Annotated in this window: 18 protein-coding genes; 13 read left to right on the top strand and 5 right to left on the bottom strand. The window is 64.6% G+C overall.

Annotated features, from left to right (window positions below):
* The first annotated feature begins 26 nt into the window (after positions 1–26).
* The gene (gene mtnK, locus FJ986_RS16575) at positions 27–1,298 is read left to right on the top strand and encodes an S-methyl-5-thioribose kinase (RefSeq protein ID WP_140559321.1); all 1,272 of its coding nucleotides are present in this window, start codon (positions 27–29) and stop codon (positions 1,296–1,298) included.
* Positions 1,295–2,389: an S-methyl-5-thioribose-1-phosphate isomerase gene (mtnA, locus tag FJ986_RS16580; RefSeq protein WP_140559320.1), complete on the top strand. Its 1,095-nt coding sequence runs from the start codon at positions 1,295–1,297 to the stop codon at positions 2,387–2,389. The genes mtnK and mtnA overlap by 4 nt, the downstream gene beginning before the upstream one ends.
* 37 nt (positions 2,390–2,426) lie before the next feature.
* Here the strand turns inward: mtnA and FJ986_RS16585 are convergent, their stop codons facing one another.
* From FJ986_RS16585 to nanR, 4 genes are all read right to left on the bottom strand, one after another.
* Positions 2,427–3,227 carry a sugar phosphate isomerase/epimerase gene (locus FJ986_RS16585; RefSeq protein ID WP_181172718.1) on the bottom strand — a complete coding sequence of 267 codons (801 nt, stop codon included), beginning with the start codon at positions 3,225–3,227 and terminating at the stop codon, positions 2,427–2,429.
* Between the two features lie 60 nt (positions 3,228–3,287).
* Entirely contained in the window at positions 3,288–4,133 is an 846-nt protein-coding gene (locus FJ986_RS16590; RefSeq protein ID WP_140559318.1) for a phosphogluconate dehydrogenase C-terminal domain-containing protein, read from the bottom strand.
* Positions 4,134–4,179: 46 nt separating this feature from the next.
* Entirely contained in the window at positions 4,180–5,442 is a 1,263-nt protein-coding gene (locus FJ986_RS16595) for a ribulose-bisphosphate carboxylase large subunit family protein (protein WP_181172717.1), read from the bottom strand.
* A 105-nt stretch (positions 5,443–5,547) separates the two neighbouring features.
* Complete coding sequence (nanR, locus tag FJ986_RS16600; protein ID WP_140675082.1) at positions 5,548–6,261, bottom strand: transcriptional regulator NanR; 714 nt, start codon at positions 6,259–6,261, stop codon at positions 5,548–5,550.
* Between the two features lie 359 nt (positions 6,262–6,620).
* On the opposite strand from nanR, the gene FJ986_RS16605 reads away from it, so the two are divergent.
* From FJ986_RS16605 to FJ986_RS16650, 10 genes are all read left to right on the top strand, one after another.
* Entirely contained in the window at positions 6,621–7,643 is a 1,023-nt protein-coding gene (locus tag FJ986_RS16605) for an ABC transporter substrate-binding protein (protein WP_140520883.1), read from the top strand.
* A gap of 74 nt (positions 7,644–7,717) precedes the next feature.
* Complete coding sequence (locus tag FJ986_RS16610; RefSeq protein ID WP_140514658.1) at positions 7,718–10,198, top strand: ATP-binding cassette domain-containing protein; 2,481 nt, start codon at positions 7,718–7,720, stop codon at positions 10,196–10,198.
* Positions 10,195–11,244: an ABC transporter permease gene (locus FJ986_RS16615; RefSeq protein ID WP_140655654.1), complete on the top strand. Its 1,050-nt coding sequence runs from the start codon at positions 10,195–10,197 to the stop codon at positions 11,242–11,244. The genes FJ986_RS16610 and FJ986_RS16615 overlap by 4 nt, the downstream gene beginning before the upstream one ends.
* Positions 11,245–11,339: 95 nt before the next feature.
* Complete coding sequence (locus tag FJ986_RS16620) at positions 11,340–12,167, top strand: phosphogluconate dehydrogenase C-terminal domain-containing protein (RefSeq protein ID WP_140655651.1); 828 nt, start codon at positions 11,340–11,342, stop codon at positions 12,165–12,167.
* 275 nt (positions 12,168–12,442) lie between these two features.
* Complete coding sequence (locus FJ986_RS16625; protein WP_140497809.1) at positions 12,443–13,384, top strand: D-ribose ABC transporter substrate-binding protein; 942 nt, start codon at positions 12,443–12,445, stop codon at positions 13,382–13,384.
* A 76-nt stretch (positions 13,385–13,460) separates the two neighbouring features.
* A complete protein-coding gene (locus FJ986_RS16630; protein ID WP_140514654.1) occupies positions 13,461–14,105 on the top strand; it encodes a DUF2291 family protein in 645 nt (214 codons plus the stop codon).
* Entirely contained in the window at positions 14,102–15,649 is a 1,548-nt protein-coding gene (locus FJ986_RS16635; protein ID WP_140559313.1) for a sugar ABC transporter ATP-binding protein, read from the top strand. Before FJ986_RS16630 ends, FJ986_RS16635 begins: the two co-directional genes overlap by 4 nt.
* Entirely contained in the window at positions 15,649–16,713 is a 1,065-nt protein-coding gene (locus FJ986_RS16640) for an ABC transporter permease (protein WP_140675085.1), read from the top strand. Before FJ986_RS16635 ends, FJ986_RS16640 begins: the two co-directional genes overlap by 1 nt.
* 2 nt (positions 16,714–16,715) lie before the next feature.
* On the top strand, positions 16,716–17,750 hold the full coding sequence (locus FJ986_RS16645) for a Gfo/Idh/MocA family oxidoreductase (protein WP_140675088.1): 1,035 nt from the start codon (positions 16,716–16,718) through the stop codon (positions 17,748–17,750).
* On the top strand, positions 17,747–19,585 hold the full coding sequence (locus FJ986_RS16650; RefSeq protein ID WP_140675091.1) for a hypothetical protein: 1,839 nt from the start codon (positions 17,747–17,749) through the stop codon (positions 19,583–19,585). The genes FJ986_RS16645 and FJ986_RS16650 overlap by 4 nt, the downstream gene beginning before the upstream one ends.
* 2 nt (positions 19,586–19,587) lie before the next feature.
* On the opposite strand, the gene FJ986_RS16655 is transcribed toward FJ986_RS16650, so the two are convergent.
* Complete coding sequence (locus FJ986_RS16655) at positions 19,588–20,301, bottom strand: transcriptional regulator NanR (protein WP_140514647.1); 714 nt, start codon at positions 20,299–20,301, stop codon at positions 19,588–19,590.
* A gap of 282 nt (positions 20,302–20,583) precedes the next feature.
* On the opposite strand from FJ986_RS16655, the gene oiaX reads away from it, so the two are divergent.
* A complete protein-coding gene (gene oiaX, locus FJ986_RS16660; protein ID WP_140555486.1) occupies positions 20,584–21,834 on the top strand; it encodes a 3-oxo-isoapionate-4-phosphate decarboxylase OiaX in 1,251 nt (416 codons plus the stop codon).
* The last annotated feature ends 2 nt before the right edge of the window (positions 21,835–21,836 follow it).

Raw genomic sequence — 21,836 nt, forward strand, 5'->3', positions numbered from 1 at the left:
ATAGGGGACGAGCAGGAGAGGTGAGGATGACCGGGAAGACGCCGTTCGAAGCACTGTCGGTGGAGACGCTCGCCACGCGGCTCGGCAGCAACGAGGCGCTCACCCAGCGCATCGGCGAGGACACCAGCCGCTGGAAGGTGCGCGAGGTCGGCGATGGCAATCTGAATCTCGTCTTCATCGTCGAGGGCGACAAGGGCGCGGCTGTCGTCAAGCAGGCCCTGCCCTATGTCCGGCTGGTCGGCGACAGCTGGCCGCTGCCGCTGAAGCGTTCCTTCTTCGAATATCACGCGCTGACGCGGCAGGAGGCGCGCGCGCCGGGCTCGGTGCCGGCCATCTACCATTTCGACGAGACCCAGGCGCTGATCATCATGGAGTATCTGTCGCCGCACATCATTTTGCGGCGGGCGCTGATCGAGGGCCGGCAATTGCCGAACATCGCCAGGGATATCGGGCTGTTCATGGCCCGCACCCTGTTCCGCGGCTCCGACTTCTCGATGGTGACCAAGGAACGCAAGGCGGATCTGGCGCTGTTCGCCGACAATGTCGAGCTGTGCGACATCACCGAGAACCTGGTGTTCTCCGACCCCTATTTCGACGCCAAGATGAACCGGCACACTTCGCCGCAACTCGACGCCCTGGTCGCCGAGTTGCGCGCCGACCGCGACCTCAAGGTGGAAGCGCAGCGCCTGAAGCATCTTTTCGCCGCCAATGCAGAGACATTGCTGCATGGCGACCTGCATTCCGGCTCGATCATGGTCACGGATACAGAGACCAGGATGATCGACCCTGAATTCGCCTTCTACGGGCCGATGGCGTTCGACGTCGGCATGTTGCTCGCCAATTTCTGGATGGCCTTCTTCTCGCAGCGGGGTCATGAGCAGAGCGGCAAGCGCGACGCCATGCGCGCTTATCTGCTCGATGTCACGGCGCAGACGTGGTCGGTGTTCCGCACCGAATTCTCGCATCTGTGGCGCACGGAGCGCAACGGCATGCTTTATCAAAAGAGCCTGTTCGAGGATCAGGGCGACAGGCTGGGCGCAGAACAGGCGCTCGACCATGTGCTGCACCAGATATGGGACGACCTCCTCGGCTTTGCCGGCATCGAGGTGCACCGGCGCATCCTCGGCCTCGCCCACAATGCCGATTTCGAAACCATTGCCGACGAAGACCTGCGCGCCACATGTGAAGCGAGGGCGCTGAAGTTCGGCCGCCACATCGCCGTCAACAGGCGTCATATTCACAGCATCGACGAGGTCAACAACCTGGCCGCGCTGATCGAACAGGAGAACCGCATTTGAACGTCGGCGAGCGCCACTATCGCACCATCTGGCTGAGCGACGATGGGCGCTCGGTGGAGATCATTGACCAGCGCTGGCTGCCGCATGACTTCCGTATCGTGAAGGTCGACACCGTTAATGGCATCGCCACCGCCATCCGCGACATGTGGGTGCGCGGCGCGCCGCTGATCGGTGTCACCGCTGCCTATGGCGTTGCCATGCAGATGGCGGACGATCCGGCGGATGCCGCGCTCGATGCCGTCTGGGAGACGCTCCACGAGACGCGTCCGACGGCGATCAATCTGCGCTGGGCGCTGGATGAGATGCGGCGGTTCCTGCGGCCGCTGCCGACGGAACAACGCGCCGCAGCCGCCTATCGTCGCGCCAGCGAGATCGCCAACGAGGATGTCGGGCTCAATCGCGCCATCGGCGAGAACGGTCTCGCCATCATCAAGGACATCGCGGCGCGCAAAAAGCCGGGCGAAACCGTCAACATCCTGACCCATTGCAACGCCGGCTGGCTGGCTACCGTCGACTACGGCACGGCCACCGCGCCGATCTACCTGGCAACGGAGGCCGGCATTCCGGTCCATGTCTATGTCGACGAGACGCGGCCGCGCAACCAGGGCGCCCAGTTGACGGCCTGGGAGATGGCCGGCCACGGCGTGCCGCATACGCTGATCGTCGACAATGCCGGCGGCCATCTGATGCAGCGCGGCGCAATCGACATGGTCATCGTCGGCACCGACCGCACGACGGCCGACGGCGACGTCTGCAACAAGATCGGCACCTATTTGAAGGCACTCGCCGCCGCAGACAACGACGTGCCGTTCTATGTCGCGCTGCCTTCGCCGACCATCGACTGGACGGTGGGCGACGGGCTTGCCGAAATCCCGATCGAGGAACGCTCCGGCGACGAGGTTTCGCTGGTGTGGGGCAAGACCGCGAGCGGCGAGATCGCCCAGGTGCGCGTCTCGCCGGAAGCGACGCCCGCGGCAAACCCCGCCTTCGACGTGACGCCGGCGCGGCTGGTCACCGGCCTGATCACCGAACGCGGCGTCGCCAAGGCCTCGCGTGAAGGGCTGAAGGCGATGTTCCCGGAGCGTGGATAGCCGGCTCTCGCAAAGGCAAGGAACCACCTTTCGCTGTTCAGAAGGTGCTGCTCTTTGCGATCTCCAGCGAATTGACGAAATCCAGTGAACGCCGCAGCGCGCTCCGAATGGTGGCGATATCCACCGGCGCGCTCCGCCGTTGGGGATCACGGCGCTGGGGGCGCTGCAGCCGCAATGGCAGTTCGATGCTGACCGGCAGCGTCGCGGGAAGCGCTGCCCAGTACGGTCCGTAGCCGATCGAGCCGTCGCCGATGGCGCAAAACGCCCATCCCTCGCCGGTGCTCGCGACATCCTTCAGATGGGCATGCCCAATCGCCTCGATGGCATCAGCGATATCTGGCGCCGGCTGCACCGTCTCGTTGCTGTAGGTAAAGACATTTCCGGCGTCGTGGTTCAGGCGCACGTGTCGCGATGCGATGTCCCGAATGAAGCTTGCCCCCATCCGGGCACTGCCGAGCAGATCGCCTTGGCCATGTCCGGGATTCTCGAGCGCCAGCACGATGCCGACTTCCTCCAGCCTCGGCAGGAGGGCGTCAATCGTTTTGCGGATCGCCGCGCTGTTTCTCGCCGGGCCGGCATTGGTAATCAGGAAGGACGCACCAAGACCGGCGGCAAAGCCGATGCGCCGGGACAAGGCGTCGGGGGCATCGGCCCCCGACAGGTCGAGATGAGCCGACACGGCATTGATCCCGAGCCCGGCATGTTCCGCTGCCTGGCGCAGCTTCGCGGCGTGCGCAGCCGCAAACATGCCTTCATCGAAATCGACATAGCCGCGAATGAAGGCCGGCTCGACATGGAGGGCGCCGGCCGCCGCAATCTCCTCGATGGCCAATTCCATGGAATAGCCATCGAAGAGCGCGGTCGATACCGATATGATCCGGGCCGGCGAAGGCAGGGCTCAGGCTCCCTTGCCGTAGACGATCAATTCCGAAGCTTCCTTCACCTTGGCCGGTGTGAGCGCTTCGCGCCAGTCGTCCCGGACCACGACGCCCTTGGCGAATCGCATCAGGCGCAGCGCCGCATCGGACGGCACTTTCGGAGAGAAGCCGAACCACATGGCGATCTCGACGTTCAGATGACCTATCAGGAAGTCCAGCGCCGCCTTCCTGGGAATGCCATATTTGCGTTCGCACTCCTCGACAGCCTCGACCATGGTGTCGACGAAGGGCATGGCCACCATTTCGGACAGGCCCGGCTCCAGGATCGCCAGTTGTTCGACCGTGACGCGATGGCTGTCGATGATCGGCGACCACATGGCCCTGCACACTTCCTCGCCAAGCGCATAGTGCTCTTCCGGACCTTGCATCAGGGCACAGACGATCGATTGCCTGGCGATGCCGCCATGGTAATCGCGACGCGCGGCCCATTCCGTCTCGTCGCCGAACAGCGGGGGGTGGCAGGGATGGCCGACAAAATAGGTGAGATCCGGCCGATCGCCGGGCAAGTCGCCGGCATAGGGCGCTGCCGCATCCAGAATGAGGATCATGGTGCCCGCGGCAAGCATCGGCGAGATCTGCCGCGCCACCTGGCCGATGACATTGTCCGGCAGGGCCATTACCACCACCTTGGCGCCGGGAATGCCCTCGTCCATGGCGACGGCGCCGATATCGGCCTCTCCCAGCCGCTTGCGGCCGGCCTCGCCGATCTCCACGGCGCGGACATCGTAGCCCGCTTCGATCAACTTGCGTGTCACGCGGAAGCCCATCTTCCCTCCGGCCCCAAGCACCGCCACGGATGTCGTCATTTGCTTTCTCTCCCATTTGCCTTGATGGCGCGCCGATGGCGCAGATTCAGCCGAACGCTTGCAGCGCGGCTTCGAGCTCCGGATGCGTGGCGGCATAGTCGCGTGCGGGAATCCCTGCCGCCGCGGCTTCGAAAGCATCATGCAGGCTTCGAACGCCGGCGGCCGGCCCGCCTGGATGCGCCATGATCCCGCCGCCGCAGCAATAGATGAAATCGTCCGAGCCGAGCCTCGTATAGGTCTCGGCTGCCTGCACAGCGGTCTGTCCAGACGAAAACACCGGCATGACCGTATCGGGACGGCCAGCCCGCTCGAACATCGGGGTGAGACAGCCATGGGCCGACGCCATCACCGATTCGTCCGGCTCGCAGAACTTGTTGGACAACCCGTTGACGTGCATGTGGTCGATGCCCGCCAGGCGCCAGAATTTCTGATAGGCGAGATAGCTCATGCCGAGATCGGGAGAGCGGCTGAAGAGGCCCCATCCGGCCCGATGGCCGTGCAGCGCAACGGCGGAGTGGCGGCGCATCTCGATGACGGCGGACAGGCCGACAGAATTCAGGACCAGCATGGCGCAGGTCCCGCCACGGCGCTCGATCAGATCCAGCTGGCGACGCATGGCGTCGATGTCCCCGGAAATGTTGGCCGCATACATGACCTTGCGCCCGGTCCTGTCGGCGTGCCTGTCTATCACCGCCATGACCGCTTCGAACCGGTGTTCGAACGGCGAATGCGGAGGGTCCCCCATCAATTCGTCGTCCTTGATGAAATCAAGCCCCGCGGCAATCAGCGTGTCGGCCAGGGCCGCCGTCTCCTGCGGGGTAAGACCAACGCTCGGCTTGACGATGGTGCCGATCAGCGGACGCCCGTCGACGCCGGTCAGGCGACGCGTTCCCTCGACGGCGAAGGCCGGCCCTGGGTAGGCATCCGCGAAGGCATCGGGAAAGGTAACGTCGAGGAGACGCATGGCCGAGAAATGATGCAGCTCGAATAGATTGCCGAGAACCGTCGACCAGACCGAAGCCAGCACTGTCCCCGTATTCTCGATGTTCCAGGAAAGGCCCACCTTGGCCCGGTGCGGCCTCACGGTCGCATTTTTTGGCGAGCGCGAGAACGGCAACGCCTCGCTGTCGACCTCGGCAACATCGCTGATGAATTCGACGCGGGCTCCGAACCTGCGCAGCAGCTCCGGCGTTTCTCCGGGTATGGCGCGGAAAGTCCCGCTTGATTGTTCGCCCGCCATCGCAGCCGCGGCAACCTCCAGCGGGTAGCGGGTTTCGATCAGATAGGTGGCGCGGAGGCGACCGGACAATGCAGGCTTCCCGACTGGAATGACGTTCACGGAGTGACCGTTAGCACCAAAAAGAAATCATGTCATCATATGAGTTTTCTCGGGCAAAAAAATTTCGGCGGCCGCTCAGCCGGCTCCGCCGCCGGCCAGTTTCGAATAGAGCTCGTTGGCGCGGCCAATGTGGTCGGCCATTGCCGCGCTCGCGCCTTCCGGATCGCCGCCGGCGATTGCCTTGTAGATCCGCTCATGCTCCTCGACCGTCAGCCGCTCGGCGCCTTTCATCGCCACCAGATCCCGCTTGAAACGGGACAGCCATTCGAGCATTCCCTTCGCCACCGCCGCTATCATCGAATTGCCGCTCATCTCCGCAATGACGGCGTGGAACTCCATGTCGGCAGCTACAAACCGGACTTGGTCGCCCTTTGCCTCGCGCAAATGACGCAAGGTCTCCGCGAGGCGTTCCAGACTCTTGGCCGTGGCGCGCCGCGTGGCTATCCGGACCAGGCCGGTTTCCAGCAAGAGCCTGACTTCCTTGAGTTCTTCGAGCCCGCGAGAGTTCGTCGCCAGCATCATGACCATCGCCGCTGAGACCTGATCGACGATGACATCAGGCGTCGGATTGATGACGCGGGCACGTTCTCCGTGCGAGATCCTGATAAGTCCCATCTGCTGCAGCGACAGCATCGCTTCCCTTATCGAGGGCCGGCCGACGCCGATCATCGTCATTAGTTCCTTTTCCGACGGCAATTGAGAGCCGGGCGGGAATTCGGACGTGGAGATTGCCGCCATCAACCGGTCAAGCACCTCCACATACAATTTCTTTTTCTGGACCGGCTCCATCCGTTCCTCCCTGGGTGTTCGCGGAACAATCGATCCCGAGTCGCGTCGGCAGACAAGGGTCGCGCCATCGATTGACATTACATATATGATGACCTAACGTCCGTCTACGGCCGACTTTGGACTGGTCACCAGTTGCTGGAGCAGGCCGGCTCCGTTTGGCCAAGGAAGAACGAAGCTGACGGCCGAGCTTCGTCTCGTCCTTAAATCGAAGGAGGTTTCGGCAATCGAGGTTTCGGTGCCCGCTTGCCTATTTGGTATGCTGGTATAACATGTAGCTGGTATGGCGTCTTTCGGAGGACGTCGTAACGGAATGGCAGAAGGCCGACGTATCGGCCGGTGTTTTTTGGGAGGAAAATATCATGAAGTTTTCAACCGTGGCGGCGCTTGCCGGCGCCGCGCTGGTCAGCGTCTCGGCTGTGCCGGCAATGGCGTCACCGGATGCGCCGGTGATCGCGCTCGCCAACGCCTATTACGGCAACACCTGGCGGCACCAGATGGTGGAGGCTTTCGAAGCCTCGGCCAAGGAAGCCAAGGCGGCCGGCCAGATTGCCGACTACATCGTCATGAACGGCGACGGCTCGGTGGCGCAGCAGAACAGCCAGATCGCCGAGCTGATCCTCAAGAAGGTCGACGTGCTCGCCGTCGATGCCGCGTCGGAAACCGCGGTCAACGGGATCATCGAAAAAGCCTGCAAGGCCGGCATCATCGTCGTTTCGTTCGATTCGGTCGCCTCGGCGCCCTGCAACTACCAGCTCAACTTCGACTTCAAGGGCTACAAGGCAGCCCAGGCCGAGGCCGTCTTCAAGATGATCGGCGGCAAGGGCAACGTCATCCAGGTGCGCGGCGTCAAGGGTTCGGCGCCCGACAACGACATGTTCAACGCGCAACAGTCGGTGCTGGCCAAATATCCCGATATCAAGGTTGTCGCCACGGTCTATGGCCAGGCGACCGCGTCGGTCGCACAGGCGGCCATCGCCAACGTGCTGCCCTCCCTGCCGCATGTCGACGCCGTGCTCGCACAAGGCGGCAGCGACGATGTCGGCATCGCCCAGGCGTTCGTCCAGTATGGCGGCGACTATGCCGGCAAGATGCCGATCATCGAAGGCGGCGGCGGCACCGACTTCGTCAAATGGTGGGCCGAGGAGAACGCCAAGAACGGCTACCAGACGGTCTCGATGAACACCACGCCCGGTATTGGCGGCGCCGCGTTCTGGCTCGGCCTGTCGCTGCTCAAGGGCGCCAAGGCACCCAAGATGATGATCATGCCGGTGGCCACCGTCGATGCCGGCAACCTCAAGGAATATGCAAAGCTGCCTGGCGGCCAGATCATCAGCCCCAGCTATTCGCTCGACTGGGTCAAGCAGAACCTGCTGAGCAAGTAAGGTTGGCAATGCCAGGGACCGGGCGCCGCGGAACGGCCGCGCCCGGTCCCTGCCCGTGAAGAAACGGAGGACGAATGTCCCATCTCGCCGTAGCCCCGGAAGGCGCAGCCGCCGCGGTGCTCGCCGATCCGACCCGGCAGAGCGTTGTTTCGCTTTCCGGGATCACCAAGAGCTTCGGACCGACGCTGGCGAATGCAGAGATCGACCTCGCCGTCTCCACCGGCGAGATCATCGGGCTGGTCGGCGGCAACGGCGCCGGCAAATCGACGCTGATGCGCATCCTGTGCGGGGCGATGTGGCCGACCCTGGGCTCGATTTCGTTTGCCGGCCAGAATATCGGCTTCGCCGGCTACGACACGGCGGAAGCACAGCGCCGCGGCATCCGCATGGTGCACCAGGAATTGTCGCTGTGCGCCAACCTCTCGGTGGCCGAAAACTTCTTCCTGGAAATTCCGGCGGATGCCGCCAACCGGCCGGGCTGGCGGGCACTCTACAGGGCGCGCGCCCGCTCGGCGCTGGACGCCGTCTTCCCCGCAAACGGCATCGATGTGAATGCCGAAGTCGGCCACCTCTCCATCGCCGAACGGCAAATGGTCGAGATTGCGCGCGCCGCCGCGACCCCCGGTGTCAAGCTGATCGTTCTTGACGAACCGACCTCCTCGCTCGATCTCGATCGCTCGAGACAGTTGCGGGCCTTCATCCGCGAGCGGGCCAAATCCGGCCTCGCCTTCATCTTCATCAGCCACAAGCTTCAGGAAATCATCGACATCGCCACCCAGGTGGTCGTGCTGCGCAATGGACGCACCGCCTGGCGCGGCGATGTGGCCGAGACGTCGATCGGCAGGCTGGTGCAGCTCATGGGGGGCGACGCCAACTCGATCCACCAGCATGGTACCGCCACCACCGGCAGCCGCGAAGCGCTGGTGCGATTGTCCGGGTTCCTGACGGCCGAACTCGGCCGCGACATCGAGATCGGCCGCGGTGAAATCATCGGATTGGCAGGCCTCGAAGGCAGCGGCCAGAAGGAGTTGCTGCACGCAATCTTCAAGCCCGATTCCGGAACGGATGCGGCCGTCGCCAGGAACGGTGAAGCCGGTTTCATCGCGGGCGACCGCCAGAAGGAAGGCGTGTTCCCCTTGTGGAGCGTGCTTGGGAACATCAGCATCGGCGCCCTGGCACGCCGCCCGGCGCTGGGCCTGGTCTCGGACCGCGCCAACCGCGCGGCAGCGGCGGATGCCGCCGGCCGGCTGCGGCTCGACGAAACCCGCTTCGGATCCAACATATTGGAGCTCAGCGGCGGCAACCAGCAGAAGGCGCTCGTCGCCCGGGCGCTCGTCGCCGACACGCCGATCGTCCTGCTCGACGACCCGACACGCGGCGTCGACATCGCCACCAAGCAGGACTTCTACCGCCTCTGCAACGACATTGCGCGAGGCGGGCGCACGCTCATCTGGCACACGACCGAAGATGCCGAACTCCTGGCCTGCGACCGCGTGCTGGTGTTTTCAGGCGGCTGCATCGTCAAGGAACTGGCCGGCGAGGCGATCACGGAATCAGCCGTCGTTGGAGCGTCCTTTGCCCAGCAGACGGACAAAGCCGCCAGTGCGGGACGCAGCGGCGCTGCCGGCGCCGGGCTTGCCCGCAGGCTGGTGAATGCTGCCCCCTTCATCGGCCTCGCCGCCGTGCTGGCGGTGATGATCTCGGCCAATCCGGCGGTCGCCTCCATTTTCGGGCTCGACCTCTTGCTGATGCCGGCGCTGTCGCTGGTGCTGGTGACCGCGGCGCAGATGTTCATCGTCGGCGGCAGCGAGATCGACCTCGGCGTCGGCGCGTTCGCGGGGCTCGTCAGCGTGCTCAGCGCCACGCTGCTCTACGACCAGCCGTGGCTCGGCGCGCTGGCGCTGGCTGCGGCGATCGCCGCCTATGCCGGCCTCGGCGGCCTGATCCAGGCGCGCAAGATCCCGGCCATCGTCGTCACGCTGGGCGCGTCCTTCATCTGGGTCGGGATAGGCTATGCGCTGCAGCCGACGCCGGGCGGCGCCAGCCCCGAATGGCTGTCGGCAATGTTCAACTGGTCGCTCGGCTTCGTGCCAACCTCGATCATCCTCATCGCCGCGGTGGCAATCGTGGTGTTCGTGATCGACCGGCTGCCGCTCGGCGTGGTGCTGCGCGGTTTCGGCAACAATCCGACCGCGATGATCCGTTCCGGCTGGTCGCCGACGCGCTACGCGCTGGTGCGCTACCTCGTCGCCGGGCTGTTCGCCGCCGCCGCCGGCCTGTCGCTGACGGCGATCAATACGGCGAGCGACATCAATTCCGGCAATTCATTCACCCTGCTCAGCGTCGCCGCCGTGGTGATGGGCGGCTGTTCGCTGTTGGGCGGCGTCATCTCGCCGGTCGGCGCCGTCGCCGGCGCGGTCACGCTGGCGTTGATCGGCGCCCTGCTCGGCACGCTGAGCGTGAGCAGCGACTTCAACGCAGCGACGCAGGGATTGATCCTCATCGCCCTGCTGACCTTGCGCAGCCTGACCGCGGACCGCAGGAGCGAACAATGAACGCGCTTGCCGCCTTCAGCCCTTGGGCGCAGAAAAACCGCTGGATCTGGTCGGCGATCGGGGTGCTGCTGCTCTGGCTGGTGCTGTCCATCGTCACCAACCGCTTCAGCCTCTCCAGCCTGTCGGGCATCGTTCTGTCGGCCTCGTTCCTAACGGTCGTCGGCATCGGCCAGATGTTCGTCGTCACCACCGGGCGCGGCAATATCGACCTTTCCGTGGCCTCGGTGATCACGCTCAGCGCTTTCGTGGCGCTGCTGACCATCAAGGGCCAGGACGCCAACCTCGCCGTCGGCGTCGGCGCCGCGATCCTGCTCGGCCTTGCGGTCGGCGCTCTCAACGCGCTGCTCGTCGTCGGGCTGAACATACCGGCCATCATCGCCACGCTGGCGACGGGCTATGTGCTGGCGACCGCAACGCTGCTGTCGAACCGCGCGATATCGGGCTTCGCCGTCAGTCCGCTGTTGAAGACGCTGGCGACGGGCCGCGTCGCGGGCGTACCGATCATGGCAGTCATCGCCATCCTGGGCGTCGCCGCAACGTCGTTCGTGCTACGCTATACCGTTTACGGGCAACTGCTCTCGGCAGTCGGCCAGAACCGCGCGGCGGCGCGGCTGGCAGCGATCCGCAACAACCGGGTCATCGCCTCGGCGTTCATCATCTCCTCGGTGCTGGCCTCGCTCAACGGGCTGCTGCTGGGCGCCTATATCGGCGGCGCCTTCCTTGAAATGGGCCAGCCCTATCTTCTGCAATCCATCGCCGCGGTGGTGCTGGGCGGGACGCTGATCTTCGGCGGCTCCGCGACGGCGCTCGGCACATTGTTCGCCAGCATCCTTTTGATCCTCATCGTCACCACCATGCAGATCATCGGTTTGCCGCCCGGCGCTCAGGACATCGTCCAGGGCATCGTGGTCATTTTCGTGCTGGCGCTGGCCGGCCGGCAGGTGCTGTCGCGGCGCGCCGCCATCGACCCTGCCGCCATCGAGAGCGCAGCCGGCGACGGCACGGCGAAACCTAAGGCGGGCGCTGCGGCAATCAGGCCGCAGTGACAATGATTTCTCTTGCCAAGATGGTAGAGTGATCATACCAGTATATAAGGTGACGATTGGCGAGACCATCGTTCAATATTTAGGAGCAAAGCTAGATGACGACGATCGCGCTGTTCGGTGCCGGCGGCAAAATGGGCTACCGCCTTTCGACCAATTTCCGCGGCTCGCCCTATACGATCCGCCATGTCGAGGTCAGCGAGGCCGGGCGCGAGCGGCTGAAGACCGGGCTTGGCTTCGATACGGTCGGTGCCGACGAGGCGCTGGACGGCGCCGAGGTGGTGATCCTGGCAGTTCCGGACACCCATATCGGCAAGGTCGCGGCAAGCATCGAAAGCAAGCTTGCGCCGGGCACGATGGTGATCGTTCTCGATGCCGCGGCGCCGTTTGCCGGCCATTTGCCTGATCGTCCCGACCTGACCTACTTCGTCACCCACCCCTGCCATCCGCCGATCTTCAACGACGAAACCGACATGGCGGCCAAGAAAGATTATTTCGGCGGCGTCAAGGCCAAGCAGCACATGGTCAGCGCACTGATGCAGGGACCGGAAGCGGACTACGCCAAGGGCGAGGCCATTGCCAAGATCATCTGGGCGCCGGTGATGCGCTCGCACCGCGTCTCCGTCGAACAGATGGCGCTGCTCGAGCCCGGCCTTTCGGAGACCGTGTGCGCCTCGCTGCTGGTGGTCATGAAGGAAGCGGTCGACGAGGTCGTGGCGCGCGGCGTCGACCAGCAGGCGGCCCTCGATTTCCTGCTCGGCCACATGAATGTGCTCGGCGCCGTAATCTTCGGCGAAACCAAAGGTGTGTTCTCCGACGCCTGCAACAAGGCCATCGAATTCGGCAAGCCGGTGCTGATGCGCGACGACTGGAAGCGGGTCTTCGAACCGGAAGAGATCGCAGCCAGCATCCAGCGGATTACCTGAGCGGGCCGCCGCTTAGATACAGATCACCTGAATTAGTGGTTGACTCATTATACCAGTTAGCTTTAGCTGTTCCCGGACTCGGATCGGTCATGCTTCGTTGGAAGTTTGAAGTTGATGCGAGTGAGGACGGCGGGAGCGGAGCGAGGAGCAGTTCGGATGACAGCCGGCGATCGGCTCTGAAATCCGGGCGGCGCGCTGCCGGCCCTGCCTGACGAATTCAATCGTAGATAGAGGCCTCGAAACGATCGAGGCATGGGTTTCAACGGGAGGACTTCATGAAACTGACACGCAGAATGACGCTTGCTGCCTTCGCAGGCGTGCTGGCACTCGGCACGGCGATGCCCGCCTACGCGGCGGATCTCATCGCCATCATCACCCCATCGCACGACAATCCGTTCTTCAAGGCGGAAGCCGTCGGCGCCGAAGCCAAGGCCAAGGAATTGGGCTACGAGGCGCTGGTGCTGGTCCATGACGACGACGCCAACAAGCAGTCCGAGCTGATCGACACTGCGATCGGCCGCGGCGCAAAGGCGATCATCCTCGACAATGCCGGCGCCGACGCCACCGTCGCCGCCGTACAGAAGGCCAAGGACGCCGGCGTCCCCTCCTTCCTCATCGACCGCGAGATCAACGCCACCGGCGTCGCGGTGGCTCAGATCGTCTCCAACAACTACCAGGGCGCCCAGCTCGGCGCGCAGGAATTCGTCAAGCTGATGGGCGAGAAGGGTAATTTCGTGGAGCTGGTCGGCAAGGAATCCGACACCAATGCCGGCATCCGCTCCAAGGGCTATCACGACGTCATCGACGACTATCCGGACCTGAAGATGGTCGCGCAGCAGTCGGCCAATTGGAGCCAGACCGAGGCCTATTCCAAGATGGAATCGATCCTGCAGGCCAATCCTGACATCAAGGGCGTCATCTCCGGCAACGACACGATGGCGATGGGCGCCTATGCGGCGCTTGCCGCGGCCGGCCGCAAGGACGTCATCGTCGTCGGCTTCGACGGATCGAACGACGTGCGCGATTCCATCACCTCGGGCGGCATCAAGGCGACGGTGCTGCAGCCTGCCTATGCCCAGGCGCAGATGGCGGTCGAGCAGGCCAACGACTTCATCAAGAACAAGAAGTCGCCCGAGAAGGAAAAGCAGCTGATGGACTGCGTGCTCATCAATGGCGACAATGCCGCTAAGCTGGAAACCTTCGCGCTGAAAAACTGAGCCGGCGCAACGCGAACAGCGAGGGGCGAACCGAGGTTCGTCCCTCGCTCCTTTTCACCAGGATGCCTCGACCGCCATGCAGAAAAAGCCGAGTTGGCCGATCCTTGCCCTGACCGCCGGCATCGCGCTCAGCGCCTGCAAGATCCTGCCGACGCCGTCGGCGCAAGGCGACGGCAATGCTTCCGCCTTCAACCCCGACAAGATGGTCGAGGACATATGGGCGGCGAAAGTCATCCCCTACCTGCAGCAGAAGGCGGGACCGTTCGCCGAGGTCCATGCGCTGGCGAAGACCGATCCGGCCGCGGCCGGCGCCAAATACGGCAATCCGAAGAAGCAGGCGAATTCGCCATGGACTTTCGCGGTCCGCGTCGAAGGCAAGATCGTCGCCGCCAATACGCAGTCGCGCGCGGCCACCATCGACGTCGACGCCGACGGTGACGGCAAGGCGGACGCGCGCGTCCAGATTGGGCCGGCGATGCGCGGCACGGCGCTGCGCGACAGCCTCGACTTCGTCCAGTTCAACGACTTCACCAACCAGATCGACTTCGCCCAGTTCGGCAAGGCTTTCAATGCCCATGCCGCCAAGACAGTGCTCGCCAAGCTGCCGCGCGAGGCGCTGGAAGGCCGCACCGCCAAGGTGCTCGGCGCCTATACGATCGAAGGCGGCCAGGACCTGCCGCTGGTGACGCCGGCGGAGGCCGAGATCGGGCCGAAGCCATGAGCCAGGCGAATGGCCATGACGTCATCCTCAAGCTGGAGGATGTCTCGAAAGTCTATGCCGGCACGGTCGCGGTCAAGCAGGCGAATTTCGAAGTGCGCAAGGGCGCGGTCAACGTGCTGGTCGGCGAAAACGGCGCCGGCAAGTCGACGCTGATGAAGATCATCGCCGGCGTCGAGCAGCCGACCGTAGGGCGCATCCTGCTCGAAGGCGAAGAGGTCTCTTTCTCGTCGTCGGGAGACGCGGTCGACCGCGGCATCGGCATGGTGTTCCAGGAGCTGAACCTGTTCGGCAACCTTTCGGTCGCCGAGAATATCTTCGCCACGCGCGAGATCACCAACCGCTTCCGCAAGATCGACCGCAAGGAACAGGAGCGCCGGGCCGGTGAATTCCTGGAGCGGCTGGAAGCCGGCATCCGGCCCGACATGCTGGTCGAGGATCTGCGCATCGGCCAGCAGCAACTGGTCGAGATCGCCAAGGCGGTTTCGCTCGACGCCAAGATCCTCATCATGGACGAGCCGACCTCGGCGCTGAGCGCCGCCGAAGTCGAGATCCTGTTCAAGGTGATCGCCGACCTCAAGGCGCGCGGCGTCGCCATCGTCTACATCTCGCACCGGCTGGAGGAACTGATCCGCATCGGCGACTACATCACCGTGCTGCGCGACGGCCGCATCACCGGCCAGGAGGAGATGAAAAACGTCGATACGCAGTGGATCGTGCGGCAGATGATCGGCTCGGACGCCAAGGACTTCGCCAAGGCCGACGGCCATGTGCCGGGCGCGGAAATCTTCCGCGCCGAGGAGATCTGCCTGCCACGCGTCACCGGCGGGCTGGCGGTCGACCACGTCTCGCTGTCGCTGCGCGCCGGCGAGATTCTCGGCATATACGGGCTGATGGGTGCGGGGCGCAGCGAGCTGTTCGACTGCATCATGGGCCGTCACGGCCATGCCAGCGGCAGGATCTTCATCGCCGGAAAGCAGGTGAAGGAGCGCGACACGACGCGCCGCATCCAGCGAGGGCTGGCCTTGATCCCAGAGGACCGCCAGCGCGAGGGCCTGGTGTCGATCCTGTCGGTCGCCAGCAACCTGACGATGGCGAGCCTGTCGCGCTTCGTGCGCCTGTTTCACATCCGCGGCGGTGCCGAGCGGCAGGCCGTGATGCAGATGGTGCGGGAACTCGCAATCAAGGTCGCCGACCCGGCGCAGGAGGTCTCGTCGCTGTCGGGCGGCAACCAACAGAAGGTGGTGATCGGCAAGGCGCTGCTCACCGGACCGAAAGTGCTTCTGATGGACGAGCCCAGCCGCGGCATTGATGTCGGCGCCAAGGCCGATGTCTTCCGCACCATGCGCAAGCTTTCGCGCGACGGGCTGGGCATCCTGTTCGCCACCTCGGACCTCGACGAGGTGATGGCGCTGTCCGACCGCATCGCGGTGATGAGCAATGGCAGATTGACCGGCATGTTCGACCGCGCCGAAGCGACGGAGGCGGCGATCGTCGCCGCGTCGGCGCTGGGCCACGGACCGGCCGCACATGGGGAGCAACGCTGATGACTGACATTCCGGCCAAGGCTGCCGCTTCCTCCGCCTCCAGCGGCTCGGCGCTGCTGACGCTGATGAAGCTCAGAACCTTCATTGCGCTGATCGCCGTGCTGGTGTTCTTCTCGATCGCGGCGCCGAACTTCCTGTCGGCCGCCAATCTGATCCTGATGGCCAAGCACGTGGCGCTCAATGCCTTTCTCGCCATGGGCATGACCTTCGTCATCATCACCGGCGGCATCGACCTTTCGGTTGGCTCGATCGTCGGCCTGTGCGGCATGGTGGCCGGCTACCTCGTGCTCAACGGCATCGACCTGCAGATCGGCTACACCATCTATTTCAATGTCGTCGAGATCGCCTTGATCACGCTCGCGGTCGGCATGCTGATCGGCGCCGTCAACGGGCTGCTGATCACCAGGCTCAACGTCGCGCCCTTCATCGCCACGCTCGGCGTGCTCTATGTGGCGCGCGGCTTCGCGCTGCTTTCCTCCGACGGCCGCACTTTCCCCAATCTCGTCGGCAAGCCGGAACTCGGCACCACCGGCTTCGGCTTCCTGGGTGCCGGCCGGCTGCTCGGCCTGCCGGTCTCGATCTGGATCCTGATCGTGGTGGCGGTGGGGGCGGCCTATCTCGCCCGCTACACGCCGCTTGGCCGCCACATCTTCGCCGTCGGCGGCAATGAGCGCGCCGCGCGCATCTCGGGCGTGCGCGTCAACATGGTCAAGATGTTCGTCTACATGTTCTCCGGCTTCTGCGCGGCAATCGTCGGGCTGATCATCTCGTCGGAGCTGATGGCCTCGCATCCGGCGACGGGCGAGAGCTTTGAGCTCAACGCCATCGCCGCGGCGGTGCTTGGCGGCACTTCGATGTCGGGCGGCCGCGGCACGATCGGCGGCACCATCGTCGGCGCCTTCGTCATCGGCATCCTTTCGGACGGGCTGGTGATGATGGGCGTGAGCTCGTTCTGGCAGATGGTGATCAAGGGCCTCGTCATCATCGTCGCCGTCGTCGTCGACCAGGCGCAGCGCCGGCTGCAGCAGCGCGTTACCCTGATGCAGATGGCAAAGGCGGGCTGAGCATGGCGGAGTTGCGTGGAGCGCTGATCGGTTGCGGCTTCTTCGCCGTCAACCAGATGCATGCCTGGCGCGACATAGAGGGCGCCTCGATCGTCGCCATCTGCGACCGCGATCCGGAGCGGTTGCGGATCGTCGGCGACCGGTTCGGCGTGGCGCGGCGCTACACCGATGCGGCGGAACTTTTCACCGCCGAGACGCTCGACTTCGTCGACATCGCCACCACTGTCGGCAGCCATCGACCGCTGGTCGAGATGGCGGCCGCGCATGGTGTTCCCGTCATCTGCCAGAAGCCGTTCGCGCCGACGCTTGGCGATGCCAAGGCGATGGTCGCGGCCTGTGCCACGGCCGGCGTGCCGCTTATGGTGCATGAGAACTTCCGCTGGCAGTCGCCGATCCAGGCGGTGCGCGCCCTGCTCGACAAGGGCGAGATCGGCACGCCGTTCTTCGGCCGCATCTCCTTCCGCTCCGGCTATGACGTGTTTTCCGGCCAGCCCTATCTGGCGACCGGAAAACGCTTCATCATCGAGGACCTCGGCATCCACATCCTCGACATCGCCCGCTTCCTGCTCGGCGACGTCACGAGCCTGACCGCGCGGACCACACGCATCAACCCCGCGATCGCCGGCGAGGATGTGGCGACGATGCTCATGGATCATGCCGGCGGCGCCACGTCGGTTGTCGATTGCAGCTATGCGACCAAGCTTGCCACCGAGCCGTTCCCGGAAACACTTATCGAGCTCGACGGCGTCGACGGCACGATCCGGCTGGCGCAGGGCTACCGGCTGACCGTCACCGGCAAGAGCGGAACCAGAGTGAGCGATGTCTCGCCGCCGCTCCTGCCCTGGGCCTCGCGGCCATGGCACAACATCCAGGAAAGCGTGCTGGCCATCCAGCGGCACTGGGTCGACTGCCTTGTCGGCCGCAAGGAGCCGGCGACCTCGGGCGCCGACAATCTGAAGACATTCGCCCTGGTCGAGGCCGCCTATGCGGGTGCTGCGAGCCGCGAACCGGTGCAGATCGAAGCCTTGCTGCAATGACGGCCGACGTGTTCGATCTTTACGGCACACGGGCGGCCGAAGCGGCACCGATCCTGCTGCAGGCGGGCGCGCTGAGTGCCGAGCTGGTCAATGGCAATCTGCGCACAATCCGGCATGCCGGCACCGAAGTGCTGCGCGCCATCGCCTATATCGTACGCGACCGCGACTGGGGCACTTATGAGCCGGAGCTCACGGACCTGACCATCGACCAGAAGGTCGACCGTTTCTCGGTAACCTATGAGGCGAATTGCACCGGCCCGGGCGGCAGCAGCCTGCGCTTCCACGCGACGATCGAAGGCTCCGCCGACGGCAGGCTGGTCTTCGATGTGGCCGCACTGCCGGAGAGCGATTTCGAGACCAACCGCTGCGGCTTCTGCATCCTGCATCCGATCGCCGGCCTCGCCGGCAGCCCGGTGACGGTGGAGCACACCGATGGCAGGGTGGTGGACACGGAACTGCCTGATCTGATCGACCCATGGCAGCCCTTCAAGGACCTGCGTGCCATCACCCATGCAGTGCGTCCCGGCGTCAGTGCCGAATGCCGGATGGAAGGCGATATTTTCGAGATGGAGGACCAGCGCAACTGGTCGGACGCCTCCTACAAGACCTATGTGCGGCCGCTGGCCTTGCCGTGGCCCTATGTGCTGCCGGCCCGCGAACCGCTGCGCCAGACGGTGAGCCTGCGCCTCACCGGCGGCGCCGGGATGCCCGCCGCGACCGCGAGTGCCGAACCGGTCCGCATCGAACTCGGCGAGACCGGGCCAAGGCTGCCCGATATCGGCGTGATCGTCTATCCCGAGGACGTCGAGGCAACGCTGGCCGAATTGCTGATGCTGGCAAGGCTCGGCCCGCGGCAACTCCTTTTCCATTTCGATCCGACGCGCGGCCACGGCCTGGACGCGCTGCGCGCCCATGCCCGGCTCGCCGCGGCGCATCCCGCCTCGACCACGCTCGAATGCGTGGTGGCCTGCACGGGCGACCTCGATGCCGAATTCTCCGATGTCGCCGATATGGTGCGCCGGGTCGGCCTGCGGCTCGATGCGGTTGCCGTCTCGCCTTCGGTCGACCGCCAGTCGACGCCGCCGGGCAGCGCCTGGCCGGCATGCCCGCCGCTGGAAGAAATCTATGCCGCGGCGCGGCGCGCCTTTCCCGGGATCCGCCTCGGCGGCGGCATGTTCAGCTATTTCACCGAGCTCAACCGTAAGCGCGTGCCCGCCGACCAACTCGATTTCGTCACGCACTGCACCTGTCCGATCGTTCACGCCGCCGACGATCTCAGCGTCATGCAATCGCTGGAGGCGCTGCCCTTCATCACCCGGTCGACCCGGGCGATCTTCGGCGACAAGCCTTACCGGATCGGCCCGTCGACCATTGCCATGCGACAGAACCCCTATGGCGGCGCGACCAAGGACAATTTTGCCGGCCAACGCATTGCCATGGCGAACCGTGATCCCCGCCATGCCGCGCAGTTTGCCGCCGCCTGGACCATTGGCTATGCCGCGCGCGTCGCGCCGGCCGGGCTGGAGATGCTGACACTGTCCAGCATCACCGGACCGTTCGGCGTGCTGGCCGCATCCGGCGAACCTGTCGCCGAGGGATCGCCGCGGCCGATTTTCCGGGCCGTCCAAGGGCTTTGCGAACTGGCTGGGCTCGCGCATGTTGCCGCGAAAACAAGCGACGAGACGCGTGTTGCGGCGCTGGCCGGTCGCGCCGCCTCGGGCGACATTGCCGTCTGGCTGGCGAACCTGACGGCGAACGACGTCCCGGTTGATGTTTCGGCACTGGGTCAGGGCCATCTTACGATGTCGCCCTACGCCATTGTCCGGGTTGGCTAGAGCTACTTATCGGAATTCATCACATAGAGCGCACGCGAGCGTTCGAGATGCTTGATCATCGCCTTTTCGGCGCCGTCGGCATCACGGTGCTCAATGCGGTCGATGATCTCCTCATGCTCGGTAAGCGTGTATTGTTCCTTGCCGGTCCAGATCAGCATCTCGGTGTGGTATTCCTTCAGCCAGCCGAGCGTGGCTTCGCTGACGGCGACATAGATCGGATTGCCCGATATCGCCGATATCTGGGTGTGGAACTTCATGTCGGCGGAGATGAAGGCTTCGGAATCACCGCGCGCGGCGCGCTGCTCGGCCACCGTTGCCCTGAGCCGCTGCACATCCTCGGCGGTCGCCTTTTCCGCGGCTTCCCTGACCATGCCGCGCTCGAAGAAGATGCGCGCCGTCTTCAGGTGCTCCAGCGTGTCCCTCGATGAAGACAGGATGATCTTGGCCGCGCCGTCGACCTGCTTGATGATCGATTTGGCGGTTAGTTGCAGCACCTTGGCGCGCTCGCCATGCGAGATGGCGACCAGTCCCATATTGCTCAGCGCCTGCATGGCCTCGCGGATCGCCGGCCGGCCGACCTCGAAGCGCTCCATCAACTCGCGTTCGGACGGCATGTCGTCGCCCGGCTGCAGCTCGCCGCTGGTGATCAGCCGCTTCAGCCTTGCAAAGACTTCGTCGGAAAGTTTGCGCCGGACGATCGGCTCCGAACGGTTCATCGTGACGAATCACTCCCTGGCCCGGTTCCTGTTTAGCATTCCAGGCAGGATTACCGGAATGCCTGCGCCTGGAGCGGTCCCGCGATTTCATGCAATCGCCAAGCCGCGCCAGCTGTTTGTTCCAGGCATTCCGAACGAAAAACGCCGCTCATTTCCCGGAATTGCCGAAGCCGGCCCTCTTGCCGAAGTCGGGATATTGCTTGCAATACTTAGGTACTCATTATACCAGATTTCCTGCGCGACAAAACTTTTTTCGAACCCTTTTCGAGCGGCCGACAGACCATGATCACGCTTACCTATCGCATCGAAACCTCTGGCAGCATCGAAGCGCTGGCGGCCAAGATCGCGAGCGACCAGTCGACCGGCACCTTCGTCCCACTGCCCGGCGAGACCGAGGAATTAAAGGCGCGTGTGGCGGCTCGTGTGCTGGCGATCAGGCCCCTGCCCGATGCCGAGCAGCCGTCGCTTCCCGGATCCGGGAACGGCCCCTTCCGGCGCGCCGATGTCGATATCGGCTTCCCGTTCGACGCCATCGGCACCGACCTGTCGGCGCTGATGACGATCGCCATCAGCGGCACCTATTCGATCAGGGGCCTGTCCGGTATCCGGGTCATCGACATGAAGCTGCCGGAACAATACCGGGGCGCCCATCCCGGCCCGCAATTCGGCGTTGCCGGCAGCCGCAGGCTGACCGGGGTCGAGGGCCGTCCCATCATCGGCACCATCGTCAAGCCGGCGCTTGGCCTCAGGCCGCACGAGACAGCCGCGATGGTGGGCGAACTGATCGAAGCCGGCGTCGATTTCATCAAGGACGACGAGAAGCTGATGAGCCCGGCCTATTCGCCGCTCGCTGAGCGGGTGAAGGCGATCATGCCGCTGATCCGCGACCACGAGCAAAAGACCGGCAAGAAAGTGATGTACGCCTTCGGCATCTCGCATGCCGATCCCGACGAGATGATGCGCAACCACGATCTGGTGCTGGAAGCCGGCGGCAATTGCGCGGTCGTCAACATCAACTCCATCGGATTCGGCGGCATGGCTTTCCTCAGGAAGCGCTCCGGGCTGGCGCTGCATGCGCACCGCAATGGCTGGGACATTCTCACCCGCCATCCCGGCCTCGGCATGGATTTCAAGGTATGGCAGCAATTCTGGCGGCTGCTCGGCGTCGACCAGTTCCAGATCAACGGTATCGGCTCGAAATACTGGGAGCCGGACGATTCTTTCATCCGCTCTTTCGAAGCGGTGACCACGCCGCTGTTTTCATCATACGATTGCGCGCTGCCCGTGGCCTGCTCCGGCCAATGGGGCGGCCAGGCGCCCGAGACCTATGAGCGCACCGGCCGCACGGTCGATCTCCTCTATCTCTGCGGCGGCGGCATCGTCAGCCATCCGGACGGGCCCGGCGCCGGGGTGCGCGCGGTGCTGCAAGCGTGGCAGGCCGCGGTCGAGGGCATTGCCCTCGACGAATTCGCGCGCGACCATGCCGAGCTGGCACGCTCGATCGAGAAATTCAGCGACGGCAAGGCGGCCTGAGC

Source organism: Mesorhizobium sp. B1-1-1, from assembly GCF_006442955.1.
Classification (GTDB): Bacteria; Pseudomonadota; Alphaproteobacteria; order Rhizobiales; family Rhizobiaceae; genus Mesorhizobium.

What these genes read in the sequence shown, in the direction of transcription:
- mtnK (WP_140559321.1), top strand. Translation starts at nt 27, where the DNA reads ATGACCGGGAAGACGCCGTTCGAAGCACTGTCGGTGGAGACGCTCGCC.
- FJ986_RS16585 (WP_181172718.1), bottom strand. Translation starts at nt 3,227, where the DNA reads ATGGAATTGGCCATCGAGGAGATTGCGGCGGCCGGCGCCCTCCATGTC.
- FJ986_RS16590 (WP_140559318.1), bottom strand. Translation starts at nt 4,133, where the DNA reads ATGACGACATCCGTGGCGGTGCTTGGGGCCGGAGGGAAGATGGGCTTC.
- nanR (WP_140675082.1), bottom strand. Translation starts at nt 6,261, where the DNA reads ATGGAGCCGGTCCAGAAAAAGAAATTGTATGTGGAGGTGCTTGACCGG.
- FJ986_RS16605 (WP_140520883.1), top strand. Translation starts at nt 6,621, where the DNA reads ATGAAGTTTTCAACCGTGGCGGCGCTTGCCGGCGCCGCGCTGGTCAGC.
- FJ986_RS16610 (WP_140514658.1), top strand. Translation starts at nt 7,718, where the DNA reads ATGTCCCATCTCGCCGTAGCCCCGGAAGGCGCAGCCGCCGCGGTGCTC.
- FJ986_RS16615 (WP_140655654.1), top strand. Translation starts at nt 10,195, where the DNA reads ATGAACGCGCTTGCCGCCTTCAGCCCTTGGGCGCAGAAAAACCGCTGG.
- FJ986_RS16620 (WP_140655651.1), top strand. Translation starts at nt 11,340, where the DNA reads ATGACGACGATCGCGCTGTTCGGTGCCGGCGGCAAAATGGGCTACCGC.
- FJ986_RS16625 (WP_140497809.1), top strand. Translation starts at nt 12,443, where the DNA reads ATGAAACTGACACGCAGAATGACGCTTGCTGCCTTCGCAGGCGTGCTG.
- FJ986_RS16630 (WP_140514654.1), top strand. Translation starts at nt 13,461, where the DNA reads ATGCAGAAAAAGCCGAGTTGGCCGATCCTTGCCCTGACCGCCGGCATC.
- FJ986_RS16635 (WP_140559313.1), top strand. Translation starts at nt 14,102, where the DNA reads ATGAGCCAGGCGAATGGCCATGACGTCATCCTCAAGCTGGAGGATGTC.
- FJ986_RS16640 (WP_140675085.1), top strand. Translation starts at nt 15,649, where the DNA reads ATGACTGACATTCCGGCCAAGGCTGCCGCTTCCTCCGCCTCCAGCGGC.
- FJ986_RS16645 (WP_140675088.1), top strand. Translation starts at nt 16,716, where the DNA reads ATGGCGGAGTTGCGTGGAGCGCTGATCGGTTGCGGCTTCTTCGCCGTC.
- FJ986_RS16650 (WP_140675091.1), top strand. Translation starts at nt 17,747, where the DNA reads ATGACGGCCGACGTGTTCGATCTTTACGGCACACGGGCGGCCGAAGCG.
- FJ986_RS16655 (WP_140514647.1), bottom strand. Translation starts at nt 20,301, where the DNA reads ATGAACCGTTCGGAGCCGATCGTCCGGCGCAAACTTTCCGACGAAGTC.
- oiaX (WP_140555486.1), top strand. Translation starts at nt 20,584, where the DNA reads ATGATCACGCTTACCTATCGCATCGAAACCTCTGGCAGCATCGAAGCG.